We start from the raw sequence: 25,827 nt of genomic DNA on the forward strand, positions 1-25,827 counted from the left end.
ACCATCCCCCTGCTCAACGCAGGTGGGCGTCAACGCTTTTCCAGCAGGAACCAGGTGCAGTCCGTGCCGAGGAAAACCGGGTCGCGACGGTAGCTGAAACCGTAGTCCACCAAAGCCAGATCCGGATAGCGATCCAGCATCTCGCCAGCGAAGTCCCGTTTGAACAGCTTGCCTTCATGTCCACGGTAGCTGATCTCTACCGGCGAGGGATTGTAGTACTCCACCAGCAGGATGTAGCGTCGGCTGGCTTCATACAGCTTGCCATAGGCAATCGGCAACAGCTCCGGCGCCAGATGTATCAATACCCCCTTGATCAGCGCAAGGTCCGATTGTTTGCTTACCGGGTAGTCAAACAAGGAGCCATGCCATACATCGGCAATACCCAACTGGCTGACCTCGGCATGTGCCTTGGCATTCAGTTCGACGCCCGACAGCTGGCAATGGGGCAGCAGTTGCCTCAGGGCTTGCAGGTTCAAGCCACGGTTGGTGCCAAATTCGATCAGGCTTTCCACCTTGCCTGTGCGCCCCAGCACCTTGGCAAACAAGGCCAGGTTGCTGGCCAATAGTGCCGGGCCGTGATTGCGCTCGACATAGTCATCGCCGAAATCACCTTGCCAGAAGGCTTCCTGTTCACTGGGTGTACGCATTGCTGCCTGCCTAAGTAGATGAATACCAAAAAAACACCATCGACTTTACCGCCAGCCTAGCTGGCCGCCTTGCGCCAGTAAGCCGAGAACTCGTCGATCGGTGATAACTCGTCAACTATCCCGTGCGCCTGCCTATAGTCGTCCACCGCCTCCTTGCAGCCCGGAAACGACAAGTAGTCATCGACGATGACAAAGCCGCCAGGGGAAAGCTTGTGATACAGGTGCTGCAGACCGTCCATGGTCGACTCATACAGGTCGCCATCCAGCCGCAGAAGGGCCAGCTTCTCGATAGGCGCCATTGGCAGGGTATCCTTGAACCACCCCTTGAGAAACTGTACCTGCTCGTCCAGCAGGTCATACCGGGCAAACAGGTCCTTCACGGCATCAATGCCTATGGCTAGATAGGGGTACTGCCCCTTGCTGAAATCCAGCCCCTTGTCCTGCACCAGGCTGGCCTTGGGTAGGCCGTCGAAGGAATCCGCCACCCATACCTTACGGTCATCCATGCCGTGTGCCGCCAGAAAGCCCCGCATGAACAGGGTGGCGCCCCCCTTCCACACCCCGGTTTCTATCAGGTCGCCAGCAATCCCATCCAGCCGTATCCTATCCAGGCACTGATGCAGATTGTCCATGCGCTTGCGGCCTATCATCGAATGGGCCACAAACGAGAAATTGCGAAACTCGGTAATCTCTTCCGGACCGTTCGGCGTCGTGCGCATCGCGGGCAGCACACCGCCAGTCTCCTTGTTGCTGGTCACCGCAGCAAAATACGGCGTTTCCTCTATCGCCAAGAATTGCTTGATCAACTGGCCTATCTCCGGGCGATCCGGATAAAACAGCAATTGATACGCCAGCATCACGATCCTGGCTTCATTCTCGATATAGAGATCGTTCAGCAGGCTTTTCTTCAGCAGGGACAAATAGCGTTCGCTTGGGTGCATCGACTATCCTATGTTTGCCCATTATCCCGCCTAGGCTGCAACGGCTTGGCGCAGAGCTGCCACCACCTGATCCTGCTCGCTATCCTGCAAAGCAGCGTACATGGGCAGGCTGATGGCCTCGGCGTAGTAACGTTCCGCTTCAGGGTAATCACCCTGCTTGAACCCCAGCGACTGGTAATAAGGCTGGGTATGTACCGGGATATAGTGCAGGTTCACGCCGATACCCGCCATACGCAAGGCATCAAACACCTTGCGATGATCCAAGCCCCCCTGCACCCTGACCACATACAGGTGCCAGGCTGAGTCCGCATCGGCTTGCCGGTGTGGCAGTTGCAAAGGCAGATCGGCCAGCAGTAAATCATAGCGCGCAGCCAGAGCGCGGCGGCGTGCCAGGAACGGCTCCAGTCGCTGCCACTGCGAATAACCCAAAGCCGCCTGGATATCCGTCATCCGATAGTTGTAGCCCAGCTCCAGTTGTTGGTAATACCAGGGGCCGTCGCTCTCGCCCTGCATCAATGCAGCGTCGCGGGTAATGCCGTGACTGCGCAGGCGAGCCAGGCGTTCGGCAAGATCATCGCGATTCGTCAGTATCAAACCACCCTCGCCGGTCGTAATGATCTTGACCGGGTGAAAGCTGAATATGGTCATGTCTGCGTAATCACCGCAACCCACCGGCCTGCCCCTATAGCTGGCCCCGACTGCGTGTGACGCATCCTCAACGACATAAAAACCGTATTGGCGTGACAGCTCGCGTATGCGTGCCATATCGCAGCTCTGCCCGGAGAAGGCGACAGGCACCACGATCTTGGGCAAACGGCCCGCCAGTGCTGCGGCCTCCAGCTTGCGGGCCAATTGCTGCGGGCACATATTCCAGGTGCGCGGATCAATATCGACAAAATCGACATCGGCGCCGCAATAACGCCCGCAATTGGCGCTCGCCACAAAGGTATTGGGCGTGGTCCACAGCAATTCGCCAGGGCCCAGGTCCAGCGCCAGGCAGGCAATATGCAGCGCCGCCGTGGCGTTACAGACAGCCACTGCATGCCTGGCCTCGCAATGCTCGGCAATCGCACGTTCAAACCGGGCAATGGCGGGTCCTTGCGTCAACCAATCCGACTGCAAGGTGGCCACCACGGCATCAATATCGGCCTGGTCTATTTGTTGGCGACCGTAAGGAATCATGGCATCACGGCCGCTGGTTGAGCGCAGCCGTTTCGGCTACCGAGAGGAAATGCGGATTGGTGTCCGAGCGGTACTCGAAGTCTTCATCAACGGGTTTGCCCCGTTCGCCCAGACCATCAACTGCATAGTCGATATCCACATTGGTAAAGCGTGCGGATGGCTGGATCACGAAATGATCCTCAAACTCCAGGGTCATGCGCGCATCATCAAGCGGCACCATCAGTTCATGCAACTTCTCGCCGGGGCGTATGCCGACAATCTGATGGGGCAAATGCGGCGCCATGGCCTCCGCCAGGTCAGTAATCCGTATGGAGGGAATCTTCGGTACGAACAACTCCCCGCCGCGCATACGGGCAAAGTTCTTCAGCACGAAATCCACGCCATGGTCCAGGGTAATCCAGAACCGTGTCATGCGGGCATCGGTAATCGGCAGCGCTGTGGCGCCATCGTCGATCAGCTTCTGAAAGAACGGCACGACCGAGCCACGCGAGCCCACCACGTTGCCATAGCGCACCACGGCGAACCGGGTTGCCTGGCCGCCGCCAATGTTATTGGCCGCCACAAACAGCTTGTCGCTCAGCAACTTGGTGGCGCCATATAGATTGATGGGGCTGGCCGCCTTGTCGGTAGACAGCGCAATCACCTTCTGCACGCCGTTCTCCAGCGCCGCCTTGATCACATTCTCGGCACCGCTCACATTGGTACGTATGCATTCGGTGGGGTTGTACTCTGCCGCAGGAACCTGCTTGAGCGCAGCGGCATGCACGACAAAGTCTATGCCCCGCATCGCCTGTGTCAGCCGCTCCCCATCGCGCACATCACCCAAGAAATAACGCATGCAGGGCGCATTGAAGGTCTGCTGCATTTCGTACTGCTTGAGCTCGTCCCTCGAAAAAACCACCACGCGACGCGGCGTATATTGCCTGAGCAGGTTGGTGATAAAGCGGCGGCCAAACGAGCCTGTACCGCCGGTGATCAGGATGCTTTTATCATTGAACACGATCTTCCCCGCCCATCAGAAACACAGAATCCCTTTAAGGGCCTCTGTCTTGGATTATCAATCAGGCCATACAGGCAAGAATCAAGCCAGAGCAGACGCAGATGCCTGCTCTTTCTGTGTTTCACACCATGCCAACCAAGCCGTCCGCAAACCTTCTTCCAGATCACGCGTTACCTGTTCGGCATTCATCAGTGGCGAATCCTGCATGTTCTGCCGCAGCGCCCCCCGTATCCCGGCCAGGCGCTGGTAACCCTCCGGATTGTCAAAAGACACAGCGATATCCACATACTCCTCCTGCGTCTGGGCAATGAACTGCTCTAGGCCCACGCTGGTATTCATGCTGACGCCCATGCGTTGTATGGGTTTGCGGCCTGCTAGCGTCAATACCGGCACGCCCATCCAGAGATCGTGAGCGGTCGTGGTGCCGCCGTTGTAGGGGAATGGGTCCAGAGCGATATCTATCTGCTGGTGAAAAGCATAAAACTGATCCAGCGGCTTGCGGCCAAACAGCCTGAGCTGCGCCATGGGGAAACCGCAGGCCTCGAATGTCTCGTTCACCGTGTCATTGAGGTTGGATTCATCGTCCTTACCGCCGGTAAACATATGCAGTACCGCCGTCGGCATACGCTTGAACAGGGTGGCCCACAGCGTGATCACCTCATTGTTGATCTTGCCGAAGGCATTGAACGAAGCAAAGGAGAGGTGACCGTTACGCAATGCAGGCAGCTCGCCGACTTCCAGGCCCTGTGCCTCATCGGCAGGCCGGTAACACCAGCCGGAACTGGGCAGTCGCAGTAACTTCTCGGCGTGCAGCGACTCCGTCATGCCTACTGGGTCCATGCGCGCATCGGTAATCCGATAGTCGATCGCTGCTATACCGGTGGTCGTCGGCATGCCTATCCAGGTCATCTGTATCGGCGCCGCCTTGCGCGCAAACAGGTACAGCCGATGATGTGCCGTATGGTTGGAGAGGTCGATCAGGATGTCGATCTCATCGAGCCGCAGCAGCTCCAGCACCGCCTCATCCGACAGATCATGGATAAAGCGCCAATGGTCCGAGTACTTCATCAGCCGCAGCGTAACCGTATCGGTATAGGCATGAGTCGAATAGCAATAGATATCGAGCTTGTCCTTGTCATGCTGCTGCAAGATAGGCTCAAGAAAGAACGCTACCGAGTGGCCACGCAGGTCACCTGAGACAAAGCCTACTTTCAAACGACGATCCGGCAGCACTTCATTGGGCCATACCACATCCTTGCGCAGCAGGTGGCGGGCAAACAACCGGTCCCAGTCCTTGTAGGCATCGGCCAGGCGCTCGGGCGAAAGCTCGGGGTCGTAGTTCATGCAAAACAACATGCCCGATGCAGCATCCGGGTGGCGTGGCTGTTCCTCCAGCACCGTCCGGTACACCGCCATTGCCTTGGCAATCTGCCCCATCTTGAGCAGCAGGCTGGCACGCGTCAGCAAGGTTTCGTGGGCGCCTTCGGCGATGTCCTCCAGCTTCTCCATGAACACCAGCGCCTCATCGAAACTCTGGCGCTCCTGCAATATGTTGATCAGCTGCAGATAAGGCGATCCCCAATCGGGCTTGGCTTCAATCGCCTTGCGGAGCAGGGCCTCCGCCTCTTCACCCAGGTTCTGACGGCTCTTGAGATTGGCCAGGCGGGCCAGCGCCTCAGAGTGGTCAGGTTTGATCTCCAGGCAGCGCTCGTATTCCTGTTGCGCCTTTTCGTCCTGCTTGCGGAACTCATACACACCGCCAAGGTAGCAATGTGGGTCGGCCGAGTCTGGCGCCAGTTGCGCTGCCCGCATGTAGTAAACGGCAGCCTGGTCCATCCAGCCCAAGCGCTCGTAGGACAGCCCGAAATTGACGGCCACTTCCACGTCGTTGGGGAAGTACACATACAGCTTACGAAAGTACTCAATGGCCATGCCATGCATGCCGGCCAACTGGCAGGTTGCCGCCAGGTTGTAGAGCACCCCCCGGTCCTTGGGTGCCTGCTCCAGTATCAGGTCCAGTGTGTTCTTGGCTTCCGCAAGATTGCCTAGGCGTATCAGGCAGGCTGCAATATTGTTCTTGATATCCAGTGAATCGGGCGTCGCCTCGCCGGCCACACGGTAATGCTGCAGCGCACTTTCATACTCATGCAGCTCATACTTGCAGTCGGCAAGGTAAAGATGTGCAGGAATCAAATCCGGGCTTTGCGCCAAGGCTTTCTCCAGCGGCGGCACGGCATCCTCTGAGTCCCCCTTGAGCACCAATACCTGCCCAAGATTGAAGTTGGTTCTCAGATCATCTGGAGCCAGGGCAACGGCGTGCTCAAGCAGCTGCTTGGCCCTGTCCAGGTCATGCTGCTGCAGGCAAACCTGCGCCCGGGCATTCAATGCCCGTAAATGCTCCGGCTGGGCCTCCAGAACCCAGTCCAGCACTCTGCCCGACTCTTCGATACGCTCCAAAAGAAACAGGCTGACGCCAGCATAGAAAGCTGCCGGCACATCCTGCTGCTGAGCCAGCAGGCGAGCTTCTGCCAAAGCCAGCGCCTGAGCATGCTCACCCTGCTCCAGGCAGGCCTCTATTGCTTGATCACTTGCTAGTGTCATCGTTCCGCGTCTCGGGAAAATGTGGGCATGTTGATTGGTACAACACCGTGCCTGGCAGGCCTGCCGCTAGCGGCCCAGAGGTTGAGCCAGCGTGGGGTCGAGCTTGATGGCTTCATCCATAAAGGCACTGGACTCCGCGCCTCTACCCAGCGCCTGCAGCAGCAAGCCCAGGTTGGCGTGCGCCAAGGCAAAATCCGGCTTGAGCGACAGTGACTGCCGGTAGCAGCGCTCGGCGGCCTCGGCATCTTCCATGGCCTGGTAGGCCAAACCTAGGTTCAGGAGCGCCCCCGCGTCTTCCGGCAAGCGTGCCACAGCCTGTTTGAACGCCGCCAAGGCCGGTTCGGCCTGCCCCATTGCCAGCAGCAGGCTACCCAGTGCGAACGGGGCATCACCACGCGACTCATCGAGCATGCCTGCCCGGCGAAAATGTCTGCGCGCTTCATCCACCTTGCCAAGCTCACGGCAAGCCACCCCGGCCTGGAAGTAACCGTCGGCTACATCCGGCTGCAGGCTGATCAGCAACTCATATTGCTCCAGTGACTCTGCCCACTGCCCCAGCGCGGCATGGGCATGTCCCTTGGCTTGCATCAGGGGTATCGTCAGCTCGGGCTGGTGCGCTACCCGGCCCAGGTATTCCAGGCTATCGCCATGGCGGCCATCTGCCTGTGCCACCAAGGCACGCAGATACCAATTGCCGCCATGCTCGGGATACCGGGTGGCGAGCTTTTCACACAGATTTTCAGCATCTTGCAGCTTGTTTTCACGCAGGCACTGCCAAGCCCATTCAGTAGCTTGGTCCGGGGTAAGGTAGAGCGGATCTTCTTTCATATGGCCGATACGTGATTGAGTTTGAAAGGGACCAACAATAAGGACTGCTGCAGCGTGGCACCCAGCGCAGCGACGCTGGATATCAATGAGCATAGCAAGGACGAGCCCCTGCGCGAAGATCGCCCAGGCGAAAAAAAACCACCGTCGAAACGGTGGTTTTCCTCGAAGCCCGAAACTACCACAGCTTCAGCATACCTGCGCCAACACTGCCCAGCACGCCAGCGTTGTACTTCTCACGTGCCACCTTGACATTGATACAGCTGTTCAAGGCCACGGCAGAAGTCGCGCCAAAGGCTACCGAGCCAGCCAGTTGGCTACCGGCGTTGACTGCCGAAGGCAGGCCGTTGGTGCCAAATGCGGCGGTTGCGGTACCCGATAGCACGGTGGCGTTGTTGGTCGAAGCGGCACCGGCAGCCGAGCCGTTGAAGTAGAACAAGGTGCCAATGGTATTGCTGATCGTCGGGTAGGTAGCCGTCACATTGGTTGCCGTTTGCTGGAACATGCCGCCAGCAATAGGTACCAAGGACAAAGTCACCGTACCGCTGGTGGAGTTCGCGCCGCTTGCACGGGCAATGGCGGTGACAAAACCCACTGCATCGGTATTGGCCGAAGCAGCCGTCAGGCCAACTGCACCGGTGGCGGTGAACGCCCAGTTCTTCGGACGGTTGGCAGTCACTGCATACGACATCTGATCGGCGATATCGACATTCGCATTGAACGTCACATCACAGGTCACTGCAGTCGAACCCGAACCGGAAACCGACGAGTAAGAGAACGGCATGGCGGCCACTGGCAGGCTGGTCGCACCCGTAGTCAGGAAGACACCCGCCGTATTGCGGCCGTTGGTGAACTTCGAATACGCGCTGGCTGCCGGTTCGTTGGCACCCGCTGCACCGATGGTCAGGGCAATGCTGCGACCCGAGGATGCAGCCAGTGTCGAGCTGCTGACGATGTAGGTCCAGGTGTTAGGTGCAGTCCCAGTGCCTTGGATCATCTCAAGCAGAAGCACGCTGGAGGTGGTTTCGTCACCATTAGGCATCAGTGACGCGAAATAGATACCACCAGTAGTCAAGGGCTTGTAGTACACCTGCCCCTGACCAAAGCTCGGGTAATCAGCAGCTTGTGCGGTAAGACCCGCAGCAAGCAAGCCGACCCCTAGTGAGGTCTTGATAAGCTTGTGTTGCATGATTGAAGCTCCTTTGCGCAAAGGGTTGATGGTGCGAATCGATAGTAGGACGGGTAAAAGGTAAATTCAAGTATCAGTATTTACTGAAGTACAACCAAGCCCTTGAATCCACAGCCACCCCACGTACAAGTCCACCGCACATGTTATCGACGCGCATTTCTAGAACTTTAGCTCTACTCATTGTGAAAAATACCAACAACCCATCACTGTTCGGCCCTTTCTCTATAGCAGTATTCGCGCCAGTTTGAGGCGCAATTTCCTTGCGCATTCAGGGATATATTTCACCTCCATGCCTTATCTTATGAATAGGCAGCAACCCTGCAAGCCAAGCAACACAGCCATGGCAACACCAGCGACACCCTTCCGGGCCGCACTGCAGGCCATTCTTTGCCAAGAGTATCGACAAGCCCCCGCAGCTATGCCTACCATGAGTTGCCTACCTGGAGTCAGCTACAGGCTTGGCGGCACAACTCTTGCACTTGTTCCCTGCGCCATTTACCTCTTCCTCTCCTGCCATGACTAGCGAACAGACCCAGAGCACTCAAGAAGAAGCAAGCAAGGAAGCACCGGCCGACAAGGTCATGCGTGCAAGCAAACTCAGCGAGCAAGGCAAGCACGCAGAGGCCCTGTCCCTGCTGGAACCCATGCTGGAAGGTAATCCCGATTTCATTCCCCTGATCAATGCCTATGGCGTGGTACTGGCCCAGGCCGGCGATCTGGACGGCGCAAGAAAGCAGCTGGAACGCGCGGTGGAGCTTGAGCCCAAGATGGTTCAGGGGCTAGTCAATCTCGGCAACGTGGAAAAAATTGCCGGCCGGTTCAGCGAGGCGGCAAAGTACTACCGCAAGGCCATAGAGCTCAATCCCGCCAACCCTGATGGCCATTACAACCTGGCAGTTGTGCAGGCTGAACTGGGTCAGGACGATGCCGCCGCCGAAAGCCTGCGCCTTGCCCTGCTGTTCCGGCCCACCCACGCCGAAGCCCACAACAACCTCGGCCATCTCCATATGCGCCGCAACGAGCTGGAAAAAGCGGCATTCCATCTACGGCAGGCCCAGGTATGGATGCCCAGCCTGTATCAGGCGCGCAACAACCTGATCTCTGTGCTGTATCAGCTAGGCGAATACACCGAGGCCGAAATGCTGGTCAGTGATCAGCTGGCCATCAACCCCGACAACACCACCATACTGCGTGCCCACGCCGTTGGCCTCAGCTATATGGGCAGGCACAAGGAGGCCCATGCCACCCTGGAACGAGTGCTCGAACTGGAACCCGAGGCCAGTGATGTGCTGGGCAACCTGGGTACCATCAAGCAGTTCCTGGGGGATTACGCAGGCGCCATCGACTGCATACAGCAAGCCATGCGCCTGCGCGGCACCAATCTGGCAGCCTGCTATGCCAATCTCGGCTCCGTATTCAGCGCCAAGGGGGACGTCCGCGGCGCCGCCGAACATTTCCGCCACGCTTTGATGCTGGCACCGGGCGAATGGCCGCTACTGTCCAACCTGGCAGTAGCCCAAGTGCGTGCCGGCGATGTGGCACTGGGGCTGCAAAGCCTGCGCCAAGCCATCGTGCTGGCACCCGACAAGCCCGAACTACAAAGCAATCTGATTTTCTCGCTGCATTACGATCACACCAGCAGCGCCGACGCCCGCTATGCAGAGGCACGCGTCTGGAACGAGCGCTTCGCCCTGCCCCTCAAGGACAAGCAGCAGGCGCTTCCGCATGCCACAGACCCCAACCGTAAGCTCAGGCTGGGTTTTGTGTCCGCCGACTTCCGCGATCATGCTGTCGCCAAGCTATTGGAGCCCGTGCTGCGAGAATTGGACAAGGGGCAGTTCGAGATTGTTTGCTATGCCGCCAACAACCAGGAAGACGAAGTCACCGCCAGGCTGCGGGCGCACGCCACGCATTGGCGCAATATTGTGCCCCTGATACCCGAAGTCTTGGCAGACCGCATCCGCCAGGATGCCATTGATATTCTGTTCGATCTTTCGGTGCACACGCAGGGGAGCCGCCTCAAGGTGTTTGCCCTGAAACCCGCACCTATCCAGATCAGCTGGCTGGGTTTTTTTGCCACTACTGGGCTGGATGCCATGGACTGGCGCATCAGTGATGCACAGATGGATCCCATCGGCCAGACCGAACAATGGCACAGCGAGAAACTGCTGCGTCTGCCCAGCGCCTTCTGCTTCCAGCCGCCCACCGGCGCAAGCGCCATAGCGCCACTGCCGCTGTTACAGAACGGCCACCTTACCTTCGGCGCATTTACCCACTTCTCCCGTGCCAATAGCAAGGTACTCGATACCTGGGCCGAGATGCTGCTGGAAGACTTCCCTGATGCCAAGCTACTGGTCTACAGCGGCGAATCGGCCGATAACACCGCAGCAATCGACCGCATCTATCGCTTGTTTGCCCTGCGCGAAGTCCCGCGCGAGCGAGTGACGGTATTCGGCAAGAAGCCGCTGCCGGAATTCCTTGAACTCCTCAAGCAGGTGGACATCGCGCTCGACACCTTCCCCTATCCCGGCGGCGTCACCAGCTTGCTGACATTGTGGATGGGGCTACCCGTCCTGACCCTGGCCGGCCCTAGCTCATTCGAGCGTGCCGGCGCCAGCATCCTGAACGCACTGGATCTACCCGACTGGATAGCAACCGACGCGGCCGACTATCGCCGCCGTGCACGACAGCTTGCTGGCGACACCGCCAAGCTTGCCGCTACCAGGCTAGGCATGCGTGATCGCTTTTCCCGCTCCACCCTGGGCGATGCCAAGGCATTTACCCATGAATTTGAAGCAGCCTTGCGCACTATCTGGCGAGAGCACGTAGCACAGCATGCCGGAACCGACCAGAGCAGCACCCACCCCGCGTAAAGGAAACTGCCGGACAACTCGCTTTCGTCCCGATACGGCGCTGCGCGCGAAAAATTTCTTCTCGCCTATACCTTCTTAGGCTGCGCCGAAATTTCTCACTCGCATCCGGTCTCGATCACGAGTCGAGGCAGCCGGCAGGCCCCAACACCCGATGCAATCAGTCAAAACCAAAAAGGGAGAGACAATGGTTTCAACGCAAGAGAGCGCCGAAAACTGGGAGAAAGAAGCCACTGCACTCATGCAGGCCGGCAATCTGGGGCTGGCAGCCACAGGCTTGCAGGCCAGATTGGCCGAATCGCCGTTGGATGCAAGGGCACTGGCCTTGATGGGCATGGTGCAACTGATGCTGGAGCGCTATGAAGAAGCCGTTGCCTTCCTGCGCGTCAGCCTGCTGCGCGAACCCAACGACGCCCGGACCCTGAACAGCTTCGGTCTGGGCCTACGCGCCAGTGGCATGCTGCACAATGCACGGCAGGCGCTGGAACAGGCATTAGCACTGGAGCCCAGCGATCCGGCCATCAATGCCAACCTGGCCAATGTCTGTGCCAGCCTGGGTGACCAGGCCCGCGTCCGCGCCTTGCTCGAGCCCATGGTCGATGCCATTGATGAAGCGCCAGTTGAATGGTGGGTCATGCTGGCCGGCGCCCTGTTGGCCCAAGGCGAAGCCCATGCCGCCCACGCCCGCCTCGACGCCGCCGTAGCACGCTGGCCCGACCAGCTTGCACTCAGGGTGCAACAAATAGTTGCCATCAGCCTGGCAGGCCAGCATGCCGCCGCACTGGATCATCTGCAAACCCTGGTCAGCATGGTGAATGGTGACCCGGAAGTGTTGGGCCGCCTGGCCAACCAGGCACGTGCCTTCAAGGCTAATGAGCTGGCGCTGGCCTGCTTTGAGCAGTTACGTCGCCAACCCGGATCGAACATGGAGGCCACCTTGAACGCCACCATGAACTTCGGCATCGTACTCGCCGATCTGGACAGGCACGCAGATGCAGTCGCCGCTTTCAGCGAAGCCATTGCCCTGGTGCCCGAGCTGGCCGATGCCTATCGCATGCGTGGCGTGTCGCGCGCCAAGCTGGGTCAGACAGCAAGTGCCATCAGCGATCTGCAGCGAAGCTTGCAACTGCATCCGGCCCACCCCGACGCGCTTGCGGCACTTGAATCCCTGCAGGCAGCTCATCCAGCCGCCTGAACTGCCTCGGCATGCTGCCCGTTCAACTCAGCGCTCCGCGCGACACAGGAATAAACCATGCGTAAAGTCCTCCATGTAGGTTGCGGCGACTACCATCCGCTGCGCGTCCACCCCATCTTCCGTTTCGGCGAATGGCAGGAAATCCGCTTCGACATCGACCCCAACGTCAAGCCGGACCTCATCGGCACCATGACTGACATGTCTTCGGTCGAGGATGGCGGCTTCGATGCCATATTCTCTTCACACAATGTCGAGCACCTCTATCCGCACGAAGTACCCGTAGCACTGTCCGAATTCCGCCGCGTGCTAAAACCTGGTGGCTTTGCCCTGATCACCCTGCCCGACATACAAGCCGTGGCACAGCTGGTGGCTGCGGACAGGCTGGAAGACACCGCCTATATCTCCCCCGCCGGCCCCATCTGCCCAATAGACATGATGTACGGCCTGCGTAGCTCCATGGCCGCTGGCAACCTCTTTATGGCGCACCGCACTGCCTTCACCGCCAAGACCTTGGGACAACATCTGTTGAATACCGGCTTCAGCGAAGTCTCGGTACGCCACGGCGAGGGCTACGATCTCTGGGCGCTGGCAGTGAAATAAGGGAACCTTGTCTGGCCTGTGCCATCAACAAGATGACAGGGCCACTCAACTGTATGGAGTTCGCGTCATGATGCATATGCTCAAGATAAATACCATGGCCGGTATGGTTCTGCTGGCAGGTGGGCTGACTGCGGCACAGGCTGCTGAAACACTCAAGGTCAAGCCGGGGCTTTGGCAGGTGGACCGCACCATGGAGTTGGGCGCCATGCCCTTCCCGCCCAAGACCGTCCGCTATCACGGCTGCATCAAACCAGACGACCCCGAAGGCGTACTAGCCATTACCGGCTATGGCCGGCCTGATGTAACCAACGGTTGCAAGATTATCGACAAGGCCATCACCACCAACAGCTACCAGGCCAAGTTGCTTTGCCAGGGCGAACCACCTGGGCCGGGGGTGATCGATATAAAGGTCAATGGCGACAGCCTGGTTTCAGAAGTACTGGTAGGCGAGCGCATTCCTGGCAGCACCCGCTGGATATCTTTTAAGGATGAAAGCAAGTACCTGGGCGCCTGCCCGCCTCCAGAGAAAGCTAGCTAGGTTAACCTGCAGAATCATGGAAATATCCCGCAATGTGCGGGATTCCATTCTCTAGAGCTAGGACAGTTGATATCGTGGCAACGAGCTAGCAGAAGAGTGGGTTGGAAAGTGATAGTGATGGGCCACATTACGAAAGTGAGGCTCGCTATGCTGTTCGTCTAAACTCAGTTAGGCTCGCTGCGACGTCCACCCGGATTTGATTTTCTCCACGAGAGCTATCACGATTGCCGTTCCACTGTGGATGCCCATTTGGGCCAGGATCAGGATTCAGATAAGATTCATACGGCGTTAGTCACTGGCACGGATCTTTATTATAAATGTCGCCGTAGGTGCACCGAGAGCAGAGCCCTATGATGTGCTCCTTGATTTGATCAAGGTACGTCTTTTTCAGCGTTGAGTCGATAGTCGAAATGGGCGCTGCCCACATAGGCGCTAGCCCTTTCATATCAGCACGTGCAATGACGACTTGCAGGGCAAGTGCGATTATGCTTACTGACCCGCCCCCCCGGTTTAGGCTTTTTATATATTAGGCTTCACCTTGCGCACTCAAGTGCCTGAGTTGGATACGGCCGCAGTGCTTGCCTAGTTAGGCGCCCGACGTATTAACGAGGAAGCGATGAGACAAATGTACACTGAGATGAAAATTGAGTGAATGATGATATCTGCCCAAGGGTCGCCAATTAACCACATCTGATCAATTTCGTTATACCCTTTGATCGCGACGAAAATGTGGCCAATGGCAAGCACCGCCGCAAACAGAAGTTTGTATGGAGTTGTCGTCGAAGCCGCTACGAAACATAAAAACCCGATCATTGCGTAGAAGAGGGAGAGGCTTGCGAGAATGGCGTGAGTCAAGGAGCGATCGTCAATGCCCGACATGTCGATGATTGTGCCGAAGGTTTCAAGTGGCGCAATCCAAGAGACCAGGCCGAACCCAGCGAATAGTATGCCATCGACTGCTATCGCGGTTGATAGCAGCGCTGACTTGGATGTGATTTTATTAAGCATATACGATGGAGACTCTCAACAGTTCAGAGGCGGGAGATCTATGTCCCAAGTTTAGTCGATGTTGCAAGAATTACGGCTTTGGATCCTGAGCATTTAACACTAACGCCTTGGAAAGTTTCATGTTCTTTGTGCGCTGCATCATCGAGGCATTGACCGCGTCTTGGCCCTTCCGGTGTGCGCTTGTCATCAAGCTTACAGACCACTGCCTCACGTTCTTCATCGTGAAGGGGCATGTGCTCGTTAAGTACAGGTAAGGTGACTGCAGTACACTACCTGCACCATTAGTTGTTTAGACACTTTTAGACACTAAGTTGACAATGCCCGGTCAAAACTCTTCGCTTTGAAACCAAGGTGCGCTCTTCACCCGTGTATGGTCGATATAGAAGGTCTTGATCGGTACAAGCTCGGTTCGACCCTTGAGGTCAAACTCAGGCGCTCGAGGCTTACCGCCGGACTGTTCGAGCATTGGGCGGACACAGTTCTCACGAGCTTTTTCTGCGCGAGCGGCCGAGATAGGACGGCGTTTGGCAAAGGACCGTGGACCGAAGTGCAACACTTCGCCCACCATCCGCACGGGTTGGCTTAGGTCGATTAGCTGCTGTTCAGCATTGAAACCCACTAGTACTTGGGCCGAACCGCGAAGTTCGTACTGTACAACTTTGAAGCGCGTGGGGCCTTTCCGGATTGACGCGTAAGGATCATTTTCGGCACTGCCAATATAGAAATAACGCGCCTCTGAGGCGGGAACCGGTGGAAGTGTGTAGCGCTCGGCCCAACTATTGTGTGTGTCGGCGAATAGCCTTCGGTACTCGGAAGGCTCAGCATTGGACGAAGAGTAAGCAAACACTGGCTTCTCAGCGTAAGACATCGAATAGCCGTCGATTTCAAACGTGCTTGTGGCAGAAGCACCGGTGAGATTAGCAAGCACTGGAAACTGGGGCTGCGGCGCCTTCAATTCTTTTAGTCGAATCCCCTTGCCGTCGGGTATTAGATTCCAGTGCCCAGCCAAAAGCAGATCAGCAGAACCGCCTATAAAGGCAAAGCAGAAAGTACGATCTTCCAGTATTGCCATTTGAGCTATTGTCTCGCTACTAGACTGCACATATTCGCCAACAAAGACGCGCTCAGCATGGGTAAGCGGTGTGGCTACCTCGGCGTGAGTTGATAAGCTGACGGAAATTGCGAAGAGAAAATTCAATGTGGAAGCGAGCTCGGTGCTGCGCTTTATAATATTTTGTCGCATAAGGCAGTTGGTATATTCCGTTTTTCTGAGGGTTAGAGTAAAGGTGCAAGCGGATACATAATGGATAATGCTCAATGCGTATTGATCACCTCGCCCTCGACGGTAGAGACAACAATCGCGCCCACTTGCTCCCAAAGCACTTGCTGAAAGTGTTATATAGTCCCCCGCAAGCGAACTGTATACATATCCGCATTGGGGCCGTCGGATCAAGTATCGACATGGCGACACCAATATTATTCCATCTGGGCCATACTCATTTTCCACTACGGGCCGCACGAGCCAGAATGGTTTTGCGGCCCCAAGCTGCGAATAAGCTCTTGACTATGACTGGCAAAAATTTTGCACAGATCGTAGAGAAGGTTCGGTTAGACCGCTCAAGCCCACGGCTATGGCAGAAGGCGAAATCAGTCAAAGCAAGAGCATATAAAGGTGCAGCGTTGAATTTGGCCACTCTTAACTTACGGGTAGGGGGCGGGTGCCCTAGCCTCCCGCAATCTCGAGACCGAGTTAGCCTGAACCTGGTCTTTTTACATATCGCTGCAATTCAATTGGCTTCCTGTGCTCGATTTGAGCCAGTCAATAATTGCATTAGTTGTTTCCTCCGGCATCTCTTCCTGAATCCAGTGGCCGGCGTCTAGGCATATAACTTCTACATTCGGGACGAAGTCACTAAGGTTCTGTGACTTTGGTATCACATCGCGCTTGCCATAGATCATCAGTGCAGGATGGGGAACGATTGGATCAACATTCGCCAGGAGATGCCAGTTGCGATCCAAGTTTCGGTACCAGTTAATGCCGCCCGTGAAGCCAGAGACCTCAAATGCCTCGTCGAGTACGGACAATTCAGCATCGGTCATGATCGGATCTCCGGTAGCCGCCTTTGCGTTCGCCAAGTTGATCATGAGCATACCTGGCTCCGGAGGCTGCAGGGGCTCGTTCTTGCGGTAGAGATTCTGCAAGAACTGACGTCTGTTTTGATCCAGGATTGCGTCGGCTACGTTGGGGTGCGTGTTGAAGTGCACCATGTAGTTGTCAGGCCCTAAAATGCTTTTTATCAACTCAACCCATGGGACATCACCCCGTACTTGATAGGGGAGTGCCAGTGCAACGACCTTTCGAACACGCTTCGGATGCAACAGCGCCATTCCCCAAGCTACATTGGCACCCCAGTCATGACCAACGAATATCGCATCATCGTATCCATAGTGGTCAAGGAGTGCTGCCAAGTCTCCTGTGAGGTGGTCGAGGTCATAAGCGATAACATCGGTTGGTCGCGAAGAGTTCCCATAACCGCGCTGGTTTGGAACGATGACGTGGTAGCCAGACGCTGCAAGCGCTGGTATTTGATAGCGCCAGGAAAAGGCGTGCCCAGGCCAACCATGACACAGCACGATTGGATTTCCTATGTTGTCATGCCCGGCTTCAAATACTTCTAGTTCCACATCATTGACCGAGATTTTCGTGGGTATGGGAAAGGCATTGGGGTCAAACATCTATCTTCCTTTTGTGTGCAAGGGGGTGACGGCCAGCTGCGCTACACTTCACGCACTCTGAGCCAGAGGGATTCCGCCGAGCTACCAGCTGGTACCGACACTTGCAGTCTATGATTTAAAGGTGTCAAGATATGACACCTTTCATCGTGGGAGACCTGAAATTGAATGCTCGCCTACGACAAGACGCGATCGTGCGTAGTCTTCGCCGTACAGGATCTTCAACTATTGCCAACCTCGCGGCACAGGTTGGCGCTTCTCGCAGCACATTGCTGAGAGACATCCGCGCTTTGCGTGATCAAGGTTTTATCATTGATTCTGAACCAGGCCGCGGTGGCGGATTGCGGCTTGACCTGCGGTCTGTTCAGATCACGCCACGTCTGTCAGTCATTGAGGTATTTGCGCTTCTGATCAGCGCAGCGTCTATGCGTGCAGCTGGGAATTTGCCATTTTCAAACTTTGCAGACAGTGGACTTGAAAAGATTGAAAAAGGACTACCCCCAGAAAAAATCCGGGATTTACGCCGATTTTTAGATTGCCTCTATATTGGCGAACTCGCACCACAAGTGAACCGGACCAATGTCGGGCTGATGGACAGCTCTTTGCTTCCGGAGTTCGAGGTTGCATTTCTTCAACGTCAGCATCTTCGGTTCAATTATTGCGATGCGTCTGGTCGAAGTAGTACACGTATTGTCGAGCCACAAGCAATGCTGATCTTGCCTCCCCTTTGGTATCTGGTGGCTTGGGATCCTGCACGTCACGATTTTCGACATTTCCGCATGGATCGGATCAGTGAACCGCACAGTATTGAAGGCACAACTTTTCGGAAGCGGACGGTCGCCTGGCCACCTGCCTTTGCCAGTTGCGGCCATGACGAGATTCTCTCAAAACACACAGACTCAACCTTGTGGCCTTCGCTCTCATCCCTCCAGCTGCAGCGCTCTGAAGTTCGACCTTTATGCCGACGCGACGAGCAAACGCAAGAATGACGAAGTGGACGCCCCGACGGTTATCCTGATTTGAGTAGACTCACAATTTGCATTCCAATCCTATAGAGGGAGATTGGACATGAAAAAGCGAACAGATCATCGGCTTGCTAGGCGTGCGCGTGACCTTGCCCCGCATGGTCGCAAGCGCATTAGACTGCCTGGGGTAATGTAATCTTCTACTCAGTCCAGCTCGGCCAAGCCCGGCATCAGCACATCAGTAAAACCAAAGTCACGCAGATCCTTGATGCGCATGGGGTAAAGCATGCCGAACAGATGATCGCACTCATGCTGGACCACGCGCGCATGAAAGCCCTCCACTGTACGGTCTATCACCTGCCCATGCTCGTCAAAACCCTGGTAACGCAAATGCTGGTAGCGCGGCACCAGGCCACGCATGCCAGGCACGCTAAGGCAGCCTTCCCAGTCATCCACCATCTCCTCGCTCAGGGGCGTGAGGATGGGGTTGCAAAGAATGGTGAACGGTACGATTTCAGCATCCGGGTAGCGCGGGCTCTTGAAGCCGCCAAACAGGGTCAACTGCTTGGAAACACCGATCTGCGGTGCAGCGATGCCCGCCCCATCCATGGCTTGCATGGTGTCCTGCAAGTCTTGTATCAGGGCAGCCAACTCCGGCGTGCCAAACTCTTCAGGCGTTACCAACTCCGCTGTTTGCAACAACAGCGGACTGCCCATCTTGACTATCGGCCTAATCGCCATCGACTTTCACCAAGGCTTCCAGTATGCGGTGCACATGCTCAATGGCCTCGCCAAAAACCCCTTCGGCCGCAGCTAGATCGACATGGTGCTGGCTATTGCCACGGCCGGCAGCCCAATTGGAGACCACGGCGATGGTGGCATAGCGCAAGCCCGCCTCGCGGGCCAGGGCGGCCTCGGGCATGCCTGTCATGCCTACCATGTGTCCACCATCGTTGAAGATGCGGTTGATCTCGGCGGCGGTTTCCAGCCGGGGGCCTTGCGTCGCGGCATAGACACCACCATCCACCACCTTCTGCCCGGCAGCATGGGCAGCCTTGAGTATGCGTGCACGCAGCTTCGGGTTGTATGGCTCGGTAAAGTCCACATGGGTTACCGGCTTGTCGCCACCTTCAAAATAGGTGTGCTTGCGGCCACTGGTGTAATCAATGATCTGATCAGGCACCGCCACCGTACCCGGTGGTAGGTCGTCGCGTATGCCACCCACTGTGCAGACCGACACCACACGCTTGACCTTCTGTTCGGCCAGCGCCCAGATATTGGCGCGGTAGTTGATTTCATGCGGTGGGATGGTATGGCCGTAACCATGCCGGGCAATGAACACCACCTGATGCTCATTGATGTCGCCAAACGTCAGTGCGCCAGAAGGCTCGCCATAGGGTGTGCGAATAACCTGCCGATGTGTGATCTTGAGATTCTTGAGCCGGGTAAGACCGGTTCCGCCGATGATGGCGAGCATGCGCCCGTCCCTTTCTTGTTCGTTCGAGCCTTATTGTAAGCGGGTTTGCAGTGCGGGCAATACCACGGCTTGGGGGCGCTCAGGAATACCCACTGTGCCAAACCTGCGGCAATGATGCAAACAGACTGGCTTGCCGCTTCAATCCAGCGCCAAGGTGTAGGTGCGGAACACCTGATCATATTGCCAGCCGTGCGCCTCGTACACACGCTGCGCTACCGTATTGTCGTGCGCGGTAGAAAGCTGCAGATAGGCAGCACCGCTGGCGCGCCCAAGCCGGCGAGCTTCCTCCAGCATGGCGGTAGCCACGCCATGGCCACGCGCCTCGGCAGCGGTATAAAGGTCGTACAGCACCCAGATAGGCGCCAGCGCCACCGAACAGAAGGTCGGGTAGAGCTGCATGAAGCCCACCGCCTTTCCATCCAGTTCTGCCAGAAAAACAACGGACTGTTCGCTTTGCAGGCGCATGGTCAGCCAGGTACGGGCTGCACTTTGGTCGGATGGCTGCTGGTAGAACTGCCGGTAGGCATCAAACAGACGTGTAGCTTCTGCCAGATCGTCCCCTGCCTTGAGCTGGCGCAATTTCATAGCTTCTCGCCTGTGGTACAAAATTGGTGCAGATAGGCTGTGAACTCCTTGCCCACCTCTGGGTGGCGTGAAGCATAGGCCAGCGTGGCCTGTAGATAGCCAAGCTTGGTGCCGCAATCGTAGCGCACCCCTTCAAAAGGCAGGGCCAACACCCGCTCCTCTTCCAGCAGGGCAGCAATGGCATCGGTCAGCTGTATTTCACCGCCCTTGCCTGGGCTTGCCTTGATCAAATGCCGGAAAATGCGCGGGCTCAGTATGTAACGCCCCACCACGGCCAGGGTGGAAGGTGCTTCAACCGGCTTGGGCTTCTCAACGATGCCTGAAATCTTGAGGTGTCCACCGCCATTCTGTGCAGCCACAACAATGCCGTACGAGCCCGTCTCCTCGCGCGCCACCTCCTGCACGCCAATGATCGAGCTGTGGGTATCGTCATACAGCTCCACCATCTGCTGCATCACTGGTTTGGTGGCATCAATCAGGTCATCGGCCAGGATCACCGCAAAGGGCTCGTCACCGACCAGCGGACGGGCACAGAGTACGGCATGGCCCAAGCCCAAGGCCTCTGGCTGACGCACATAGGCGCAGCAGACATTGCGCGGAATGATATTGCGCACCATCTCCAGCAACTCATGCTTTTGCTTGGCCTCCAGCTCGGTCTCAAGTTCATAGGCCTTGTCGAAGTGGTCTTCAATGGCGCGCTTGTTACGGCCCGTCACAAATATCATCTCGGTGATGCCGGCGGCGATGGCCTCCTCTACTGCGTACTGGATCAATGGCTTGTCCACTACGTTCAGCATTTCTTTGGGGCTGGCCTTGGTGGCAGGCAAAAAACGCGTGCCCAGTCCAGCAACAGGGAAGACCGCCTTGGTTACTTTTTGCATTCGGAGATATCCGCCTGAATCTTTATGTTTCGGTTGTGGCCGCCGGCGACAACAGTGCGAGCAGACCCGCTTCGTCCAGTATGGGCACACCAAGTTCCTGCGCCTTGGCCAGCTTGGAGCCAGCCTCCTCGCCAGCCACCAGATAATCGGTCTTCTTTGAGACCGAACCCGACGCCTTCCCGCCAGCCGCCTCGATCAGCACCTTGGCCTCGTCGCGGCTCAAATTGGGCAGTGTGCCGGTAATCACAAGGGTCTTGCCGAGCAAGGGTCCTGTCGCCAGGTTTTCACTGGGCTCGAACTCGTCCCAGCGTACACCTGCAGCGCGCAGTTGCTCCACCACCTCACGATTATGGCTCTCTTGCAGAAAATCACGAATGCTCTGCGCAACCACCGGCCCAACATCAGGTACTGCCTGCAGGGCAGCCAGAGAAGCAGGCTGGTCGTCCAACGTCGCGGCATCCATCAGGGCATCCAGTTTGCCAAAGTGGCGCGCCAAATCCTTGGCTGTGGTTTCACCCACATTTCGTATCCCCAAGGCATAGATGAATCTGGCCAGGGTGGTGCTGCGGCTTTTGTCTATGCCAGCCAGCAGGTTGGCAGCCGACTTCTCTGCCATGCGCTCCAGCTCTGCCAGTTTGACAATGCCCAATTTGTAGAAATCAGCCGGCGTCCGAACCAGGCCCACATCCACCAACTGCTCCACCAGCTTGTCACCCAGACCCTCGATATCCATGGCGCGTCGGCTGGCAAAATGCAGCAGCGCTTGCTTGCGCTGCGCCGAGCAGACCAGCCCCCCCGTACAGCGGTAGGCCGCCTCACCCTCCTCACGGGCCACATGGGAGCCACAGACAGGGCAAGCTGCCGGCATCTCGAAAGGCTGGTACTTCGGTACCTCTCGGGGTGGTGACAGCAAGTCCACCGCCTCAGCAACCACTGGGCGGCGCTCCAGTACCACATCGACTACTTCGGGAATCACGTCCCCCGCACGGCGAACTATCACGGTGTCGCCGACGCGGATATCCAATTGGCGTATACGGTCAATATTATGCAAGGTGGCATTGGTGACCGTGACGCCACCCACAAATACAGGCGCCAGGCGGGCTACCGGTGTGATGGCGCCAGTGCGGCCCACCTGCACGTCTATGCTCTCCACCGTGGTCAGCATCTCCTGTGCTGGATATTTGTGCGCCACGGCCCACCGGGGTTCACGGCTGACAAATCCCAACTGCGCCTGCAAGGCGCGGTCATCAACCTTGTACACCACGCCATCAATATCAAACGGCAGGCTATCTCGCTTGGCCGCGATGGCAGTATGGAAAGCCACCAGCCCCGCAGCACCCTCCGCGATGGCGCGGTCAGCACATACCGGAATACCCATGGTCACCAGGGCGTCCAGCATGGCACTGTGGCTGCCGGGCAGCGCCCAGCCTTCCACCTGTCCCAAGCCATAGGCAAAGAAACTGAGTGGCCGCTGAGCGGCGATGCGGGGATCCAGCTGGCGCACCGCACCCGCCGCCGCATTGCGCGGGTTGACGAAGGTCTTCTCACCGCGCTCACGCTGGCGGGCATTGAGGGTGTCGAAATCGTCACGCCGCATATAGACCTCGCCACGTACCTCCAGCACGGGCGCTGTCACACCCGCCAAGCGCAAAGGTATCTGGCCTATGGTGCGGATATTCTGGGTGACATCCTCGCCGGTCTCGCCATCGCCACGCGTGGCAGCACGTACCAGTACGCCAGCTTCGTATCGCAGGCTGATAGCCAGACCATCGAACTTCAGCTCGGCCGCATAAGCAATGGCCGGCGCATCGGCCGCCAGGCCCAGGTCACGTCGTACCTTGGCATCAAAATTTTCGGCCCCACCAGGTCCGGAGTCGGTTTCAGTGCGGATGGACAGCATGGGTACGTCATGCCGCACCTGGGTAAATTCCGGCAGCGTCTTGCCGCCTACCCGCTGGGTCGGGGTGTCCGCAGTCCGTAGCTCGGGGTGGGCTGTTTCCAGTGCATCCAGCTCACGGAACAATCTATCGTACTCAGCATCGGGTACGCTGGGGGCATCAAGCACATAGTACTCATGGCCATAGCGATGCAGTAGCGCGCGCAGTTCGGCAGCGCGTTCGGCAAGAGAAGTCATCATGTATTTTTCAGGCAAACAGACGCAGGGCAGCTACGCCCCCTGCAGGGATACCGCGATCATCCATGCGGGCATAAATGCCCACCAGTTGCTTGCGTATGGCAGCCAGGTCGGCTGGCTTGAGCGAACGGTTGTCATCGTCCACCAGATCGCCCCCCAAGGTCAATGCCATCTGCTGCGCCAAGTCGGCAATCCGATCGAATGCCTGCTCGCCACCCGCCACCCTGGGAACATCCAGCAAGATGGTGATCGATGGTGTGTCATCAAGCGCATCTATCGGGCGATGATGGCGGTCTGCCAGGCTGAACAGTGTCTTGCCCGACTCGGAGCGGGCGTGGAACACCCCGTCCGCTTCCAGTACGAGGCCTGCAGCCTCCGCCATGGCAGCAACGCGATTAATAGGAAATGGCGCGCGGCTGGACACCACGTTGAGACCAATCTGCATGTCCACCTCCACGCAGAATGCATCCAGCTCCTTGGCTACATGAAGCTTGTCCTCCCGTCGAGGGAAGGTTGCCACACCACCTTCGCTGGCAGCAAAGCCACTCAACGCCTCGCAGAACCGCACCATCTGCGCTTCGCTTACCGGGCCCTGCCGGTCAACCAACTGCAAACCCACACGCAGTTCGTTGTAGCGCTGCCCTGGGCGTATCAGCTCCCACTCGTCGCTTTCATTCAAGCCCAGCACCTTGACCCGCTTGCCTACCTCTATCTGTGGCACAACGGCAAAATCCACCGGCTCCCCAGGATGTACCTCGGCGATGAAGTCCAGCGACGGATCCAACACCGCAACCGCCAAGGCGATGTTTTCGCTCAGATCTACCGTTTCAGGCGCATTATTGGCCGTCCCCAGCACCGGTGCAGGCTCATCCAGCGAGGGCTCGAAACGCATGCCCGTTTCGCCCTGCCGCACCATGTTCTTTGGGGTATCGAGCAGCACATCGGGATGGCTCTTGGCAAATGCCTCGGCAGCGCGCTTCTTGAAGCGCCATTCCTGCCAGCTGTTATAGCCCCACACCCCACCGACCAGTGCCAGACCCAGGCTCAGGGTAATCCAGTGAAAATCGGTCATGCCTTATATTCTCCGCGCCATGCATGCGGCGTACGATAGCGGCGGAGCTTAGCGGATGTAGTGGCCTGCGCCAAGAACGGCACAGGTATTAACAGGGCAATGTACCCACGGCACCATCACAGTTGGCACAATTGCCAACAACAGGCTCAACGCTGCCTGCCATAGTGCGCCAATTTCTCACGCAAGGTGCGCAATGTCATATCGGCAGCCAGCTCCCGGGCAGAGACCTGTGTCACCTCCGTCATGCCGCGACCCAGCGTCACCAAGCAGCGCTTTTCTTCATCCTTGCTTAGCGCCAGTCGCAAGAAATCCTGTTCCAGTTCATCCTTGAGGGCTTGCAAGGCGGCGGCAACCGCCCCCTGCCGCTCACGCCACTCGCCTTGCAGTTGCAACAAGGCTTTCTCGGCCTGCGCTGCAAAGCTGGTCAAGACCATATTGCGCTCCTGCAGGGAGGCGGCCACCTCCAGCGCTCGTGCGCGGGCATCCAGCCCCTCTCCCAGAACGCTGCATAGATCACGCACCCGTTGCAGCTTCACTGCATCGCCCTGTGGCAGATTGCGCACCAGTATGCTGGCGTGGTCAAAGTTCAGCGCCAGATGGTCGCGAAACTGAAACACCGGCCCCGAAAGACGCGAGTTATGGATGATCGAGGTCTCCAGCGGCGTGGCGTGGCCGCGGGGATTGAGTGTGTACTTGTCCTTGCCGACGCGCACCTGCACATTGGCATCAATGCGCCAATCGCTCAGCGCATCCACGCCAACCCGGGCCAGACTCTGCATGTCGTCTGACACGCCCATCTGCCGCAAGGCTTCAAGCGCAATACCGATCTCGCTGAGGTCATGCTTGACGGCATCAGCTGCAGCACGGGCCGCCTGCTCCTCCTTGGCCAGCAGGCGATTTCGGCTGATCCATTCGAGCATGATGCCCACCTTGGCAAGCAGTTCGTCAGCACCCATGCTCTTGAGCAGGAAGTCCTCCCCGCCCGCCTCATACGCCTCCATGCGTTCATCCAGCGTATCGTGGCTCGAATGAAACACCACAGGCGTTGCCGCAGTCTCGCTGTGTGCCTTGAGCTCTCTGCACAATGCAATTCCGTTGACGTCAGGCAGCTCAATATCCAGGATCACCAGGTCCGGTGCATAGCGCGCCAGCGCCTCCTTGAAGCCCGCACCCCGATCCAGCGTATCAATAGCGTAATGGGCGCCGAGTATGCCTGCCATCCGGCGCAATTGCAGCGGATCGTCATCCACGATCAAAATCTTGGTGGCTTGCATCCCATTCTCCAGCGTTACGCAGTTTAGTCCAGGTGTGCACAGGCAGGTATAGGTGACGCAGCCATGCAAGAGCAAGCCAGACCCACGTCGCACAGCCCCTCAGGGTGACC

General features: G+C 57.5%; 22 protein-coding genes. 5 read left to right on the forward strand and 17 right to left on the reverse strand.

Translation table 11 applies throughout. The features are described 5' to 3' along the window. Positions 1-29 precede the first annotated feature (29 nt). The 7 genes from QQK16_RS08660 to QQK16_RS08690 form a co-directional block, all read right to left on the reverse strand. Positions 30-647: a pseudaminic acid biosynthesis-associated methylase gene (locus tag QQK16_RS08660; protein ID WP_284196051.1), complete on the reverse strand. Its 618-nt coding sequence runs from the start codon at positions 645-647 to the stop codon at positions 30-32. A 56-nt stretch (positions 648-703) separates the two neighbouring features. Next, the gene (locus QQK16_RS08665; RefSeq protein ID WP_284196052.1) at positions 704-1,588 is read right to left on the reverse strand and encodes a TylF/MycF/NovP-related O-methyltransferase; all 885 of its coding nucleotides are present in this window, start codon (positions 1,586-1,588) and stop codon (positions 704-706) included. A 30-nt stretch (positions 1,589-1,618) separates the two neighbouring features. Beyond that, positions 1,619-2,770, reverse strand: a complete 1,152-nt coding sequence (pseC, locus tag QQK16_RS08670) for a UDP-4-amino-4,6-dideoxy-N-acetyl-beta-L-altrosamine transaminase (protein WP_284196053.1) — start codon at positions 2,768-2,770, stop codon at positions 1,619-1,621. Between the two features lie 4 nt (positions 2,771-2,774). Further along, entirely contained in the window at positions 2,775-3,770 is a 996-nt protein-coding gene (gene pseB, locus QQK16_RS08675; protein WP_284196054.1) for a UDP-N-acetylglucosamine 4,6-dehydratase (inverting), read from the reverse strand. An 81-nt stretch (positions 3,771-3,851) separates the two neighbouring features. Beyond that, the gene (locus QQK16_RS08680; protein WP_284196055.1) at positions 3,852-6,371 is read right to left on the reverse strand and encodes a tetratricopeptide repeat protein; all 2,520 of its coding nucleotides are present in this window, start codon (positions 6,369-6,371) and stop codon (positions 3,852-3,854) included. Positions 6,372-6,437: 66 nt separating this feature from the next. Further along, positions 6,438-7,199 (reverse strand): tetratricopeptide repeat protein, encoded by a 762-nt coding sequence (locus QQK16_RS08685; protein ID WP_284196056.1) that lies wholly within the window; start codon positions 7,197-7,199, stop codon positions 6,438-6,440. A 175-nt stretch (positions 7,200-7,374) separates the two neighbouring features. After that, positions 7,375-8,385 carry a hypothetical protein gene (locus tag QQK16_RS08690; RefSeq protein WP_284196057.1) on the reverse strand — a complete coding sequence of 337 codons (1,011 nt, stop codon included), beginning with the start codon at positions 8,383-8,385 and terminating at the stop codon, positions 7,375-7,377. Between the two features lie 515 nt (positions 8,386-8,900). Between QQK16_RS08690 and QQK16_RS08695 the strand changes: the two genes are divergently transcribed. The 4 genes from QQK16_RS08695 to QQK16_RS08710 all read left to right on the forward strand — a co-directional run bounded on the left by QQK16_RS08695 (position 8,901) and on the right by QQK16_RS08710 (position 13,588). After that, positions 8,901-11,258: a tetratricopeptide repeat protein gene (locus tag QQK16_RS08695; RefSeq protein ID WP_284196058.1), complete on the forward strand. Its 2,358-nt coding sequence runs from the start codon at positions 8,901-8,903 to the stop codon at positions 11,256-11,258. 184 nt (positions 11,259-11,442) lie between these two features. Beyond that, a complete protein-coding gene (locus QQK16_RS08700; RefSeq protein ID WP_284196059.1) occupies positions 11,443-12,450 on the forward strand; it encodes a tetratricopeptide repeat protein in 1,008 nt (335 codons plus the stop codon). 57 nt (positions 12,451-12,507) lie between these two features. After that, on the forward strand, positions 12,508-13,050 hold the full coding sequence (locus QQK16_RS08705) for a class I SAM-dependent methyltransferase (protein ID WP_284196060.1): 543 nt from the start codon (positions 12,508-12,510) through the stop codon (positions 13,048-13,050). A 67-nt stretch (positions 13,051-13,117) separates the two neighbouring features. Then, positions 13,118-13,588 carry a DUF3617 domain-containing protein gene (locus QQK16_RS08710; RefSeq protein ID WP_284196061.1) on the forward strand — a complete coding sequence of 157 codons (471 nt, stop codon included), beginning with the start codon at positions 13,118-13,120 and terminating at the stop codon, positions 13,586-13,588. 582 nt (positions 13,589-14,170) lie between these two features. Here QQK16_RS08710 and QQK16_RS08715 read toward each other — a convergent pair. From QQK16_RS08715 to QQK16_RS08725, 3 genes are all read right to left on the reverse strand, one after another. Further along, on the reverse strand, positions 14,171-14,596 hold the full coding sequence (locus QQK16_RS08715; protein WP_284196062.1) for a hypothetical protein: 426 nt from the start codon (positions 14,594-14,596) through the stop codon (positions 14,171-14,173). 325 nt (positions 14,597-14,921) lie between these two features. Then, complete coding sequence (locus QQK16_RS08720) at positions 14,922-15,914, reverse strand: hypothetical protein (RefSeq protein WP_284196063.1); 993 nt, start codon at positions 15,912-15,914, stop codon at positions 14,922-14,924. A 452-nt stretch (positions 15,915-16,366) separates the two neighbouring features. After that, on the reverse strand, positions 16,367-17,332 hold the full coding sequence (locus QQK16_RS08725; RefSeq protein ID WP_284196064.1) for an alpha/beta fold hydrolase: 966 nt from the start codon (positions 17,330-17,332) through the stop codon (positions 16,367-16,369). A gap of 131 nt (positions 17,333-17,463) precedes the next feature. Here QQK16_RS08725 and QQK16_RS08730 point away from each other — a divergent pair, with 131 nt between their 5' ends. Next, positions 17,464-18,318, forward strand: coding sequence for a helix-turn-helix transcriptional regulator (locus QQK16_RS08730; protein WP_284196065.1), 855 nt, complete (start codon positions 17,464-17,466; stop codon positions 18,316-18,318). Between the two features lie 180 nt (positions 18,319-18,498). Here the strand turns inward: QQK16_RS08730 and QQK16_RS08735 are convergent, their stop codons facing one another. The 7 genes from QQK16_RS08735 to QQK16_RS08765 all read right to left on the reverse strand — a co-directional run bounded on the left by QQK16_RS08735 (position 18,499) and on the right by QQK16_RS08765 (position 25,717). Next, complete coding sequence (locus tag QQK16_RS08735; RefSeq protein ID WP_284196066.1) at positions 18,499-19,035, reverse strand: peptide deformylase; 537 nt, start codon at positions 19,033-19,035, stop codon at positions 18,499-18,501. After that, positions 19,025-19,771: an S-methyl-5'-thioinosine phosphorylase gene (locus QQK16_RS08740; protein ID WP_284196067.1), complete on the reverse strand. Its 747-nt coding sequence runs from the start codon at positions 19,769-19,771 to the stop codon at positions 19,025-19,027. The genes QQK16_RS08735 and QQK16_RS08740 overlap by 11 nt, the downstream gene beginning before the upstream one ends. A 138-nt stretch (positions 19,772-19,909) precedes the next feature. Next, positions 19,910-20,356: a GNAT family N-acetyltransferase gene (locus tag QQK16_RS08745; protein WP_284196068.1), complete on the reverse strand. Its 447-nt coding sequence runs from the start codon at positions 20,354-20,356 to the stop codon at positions 19,910-19,912. Then, a complete protein-coding gene (gene galU, locus QQK16_RS08750) occupies positions 20,353-21,237 on the reverse strand; it encodes a UTP--glucose-1-phosphate uridylyltransferase GalU (protein WP_284196069.1) in 885 nt (294 codons plus the stop codon). The genes QQK16_RS08745 and galU overlap by 4 nt, the downstream gene beginning before the upstream one ends. A 22-nt stretch (positions 21,238-21,259) precedes the next feature. Continuing rightward, complete coding sequence (ligA, locus tag QQK16_RS08755; protein WP_284196915.1) at positions 21,260-23,371, reverse strand: NAD-dependent DNA ligase LigA; 2,112 nt, start codon at positions 23,369-23,371, stop codon at positions 21,260-21,262. Positions 23,372-23,381: 10 nt separating this feature from the next. After that, positions 23,382-24,443, reverse strand: coding sequence for a cell division protein ZipA C-terminal FtsZ-binding domain-containing protein (locus QQK16_RS08760; RefSeq protein WP_284196070.1), 1,062 nt, complete (start codon positions 24,441-24,443; stop codon positions 23,382-23,384). 146 nt (positions 24,444-24,589) lie between these two features. After that, entirely contained in the window at positions 24,590-25,717 is a 1,128-nt protein-coding gene (locus QQK16_RS08765; RefSeq protein WP_284196071.1) for a response regulator, read from the reverse strand. Positions 25,718-25,827 lie beyond the last annotated feature (110 nt).

This window comes from Chitinimonas prasina (assembly GCF_030160395.1).
Taxonomy (GTDB): Bacteria; Pseudomonadota; Gammaproteobacteria; order Burkholderiales; family Chitinimonadaceae; genus Chitinimonas; species Chitinimonas prasina.

What these genes read in the sequence shown, in the direction of transcription:
- galU (WP_284196069.1), bottom strand. Translation starts at nt 21,237, where the DNA reads ATGCAAAAAGTAACCAAGGCGGTCTTCCCTGTTGCTGGACTGGGCACG.
- QQK16_RS08665 (WP_284196052.1), bottom strand. Translation starts at nt 1,588, where the DNA reads ATGCACCCAAGCGAACGCTATTTGTCCCTGCTGAAGAAAAGCCTGCTG.
- QQK16_RS08735 (WP_284196066.1), bottom strand. Translation starts at nt 19,035, where the DNA reads ATGGCGATTAGGCCGATAGTCAAGATGGGCAGTCCGCTGTTGTTGCAA.
- QQK16_RS08730 (WP_284196065.1), top strand. Translation starts at nt 17,464, where the DNA reads ATGACACCTTTCATCGTGGGAGACCTGAAATTGAATGCTCGCCTACGA.
- ligA (WP_284196915.1), bottom strand. Translation starts at nt 23,371, where the DNA reads ATGACTTCTCTTGCCGAACGCGCTGCCGAACTGCGCGCGCTACTGCAT.
- QQK16_RS08680 (WP_284196055.1), bottom strand. Translation starts at nt 6,371, where the DNA reads ATGACACTAGCAAGTGATCAAGCAATAGAGGCCTGCCTGGAGCAGGGT.
- QQK16_RS08765 (WP_284196071.1), bottom strand. Translation starts at nt 25,717, where the DNA reads ATGCAAGCCACCAAGATTTTGATCGTGGATGACGATCCGCTGCAATTG.
- QQK16_RS08660 (WP_284196051.1), bottom strand. Translation starts at nt 647, where the DNA reads ATGCGTACACCCAGTGAACAGGAAGCCTTCTGGCAAGGTGATTTCGGC.
- QQK16_RS08725 (WP_284196064.1), bottom strand. Translation starts at nt 17,332, where the DNA reads ATGTTTGACCCCAATGCCTTTCCCATACCCACGAAAATCTCGGTCAAT.
- QQK16_RS08740 (WP_284196067.1), bottom strand. Translation starts at nt 19,771, where the DNA reads ATGCTCGCCATCATCGGCGGAACCGGTCTTACCCGGCTCAAGAATCTC.
- QQK16_RS08745 (WP_284196068.1), bottom strand. Translation starts at nt 20,356, where the DNA reads ATGAAATTGCGCCAGCTCAAGGCAGGGGACGATCTGGCAGAAGCTACA.
- QQK16_RS08700 (WP_284196059.1), top strand. Translation starts at nt 11,443, where the DNA reads ATGGTTTCAACGCAAGAGAGCGCCGAAAACTGGGAGAAAGAAGCCACT.
- QQK16_RS08695 (WP_284196058.1), top strand. Translation starts at nt 8,901, where the DNA reads ATGACTAGCGAACAGACCCAGAGCACTCAAGAAGAAGCAAGCAAGGAA.
- QQK16_RS08710 (WP_284196061.1), top strand. Translation starts at nt 13,118, where the DNA reads ATGATGCATATGCTCAAGATAAATACCATGGCCGGTATGGTTCTGCTG.
- pseC (WP_284196053.1), bottom strand. Translation starts at nt 2,770, where the DNA reads ATGATTCCTTACGGTCGCCAACAAATAGACCAGGCCGATATTGATGCC.
- QQK16_RS08685 (WP_284196056.1), bottom strand. Translation starts at nt 7,199, where the DNA reads ATGAAAGAAGATCCGCTCTACCTTACCCCGGACCAAGCTACTGAATGG.
- QQK16_RS08760 (WP_284196070.1), bottom strand. Translation starts at nt 24,443, where the DNA reads ATGACCGATTTTCACTGGATTACCCTGAGCCTGGGTCTGGCACTGGTC.
- QQK16_RS08715 (WP_284196062.1), bottom strand. Translation starts at nt 14,596, where the DNA reads ATGCTTAATAAAATCACATCCAAGTCAGCGCTGCTATCAACCGCGATA.
- QQK16_RS08705 (WP_284196060.1), top strand. Translation starts at nt 12,508, where the DNA reads ATGCGTAAAGTCCTCCATGTAGGTTGCGGCGACTACCATCCGCTGCGC.
- QQK16_RS08690 (WP_284196057.1), bottom strand. Translation starts at nt 8,385, where the DNA reads ATGCAACACAAGCTTATCAAGACCTCACTAGGGGTCGGCTTGCTTGCT.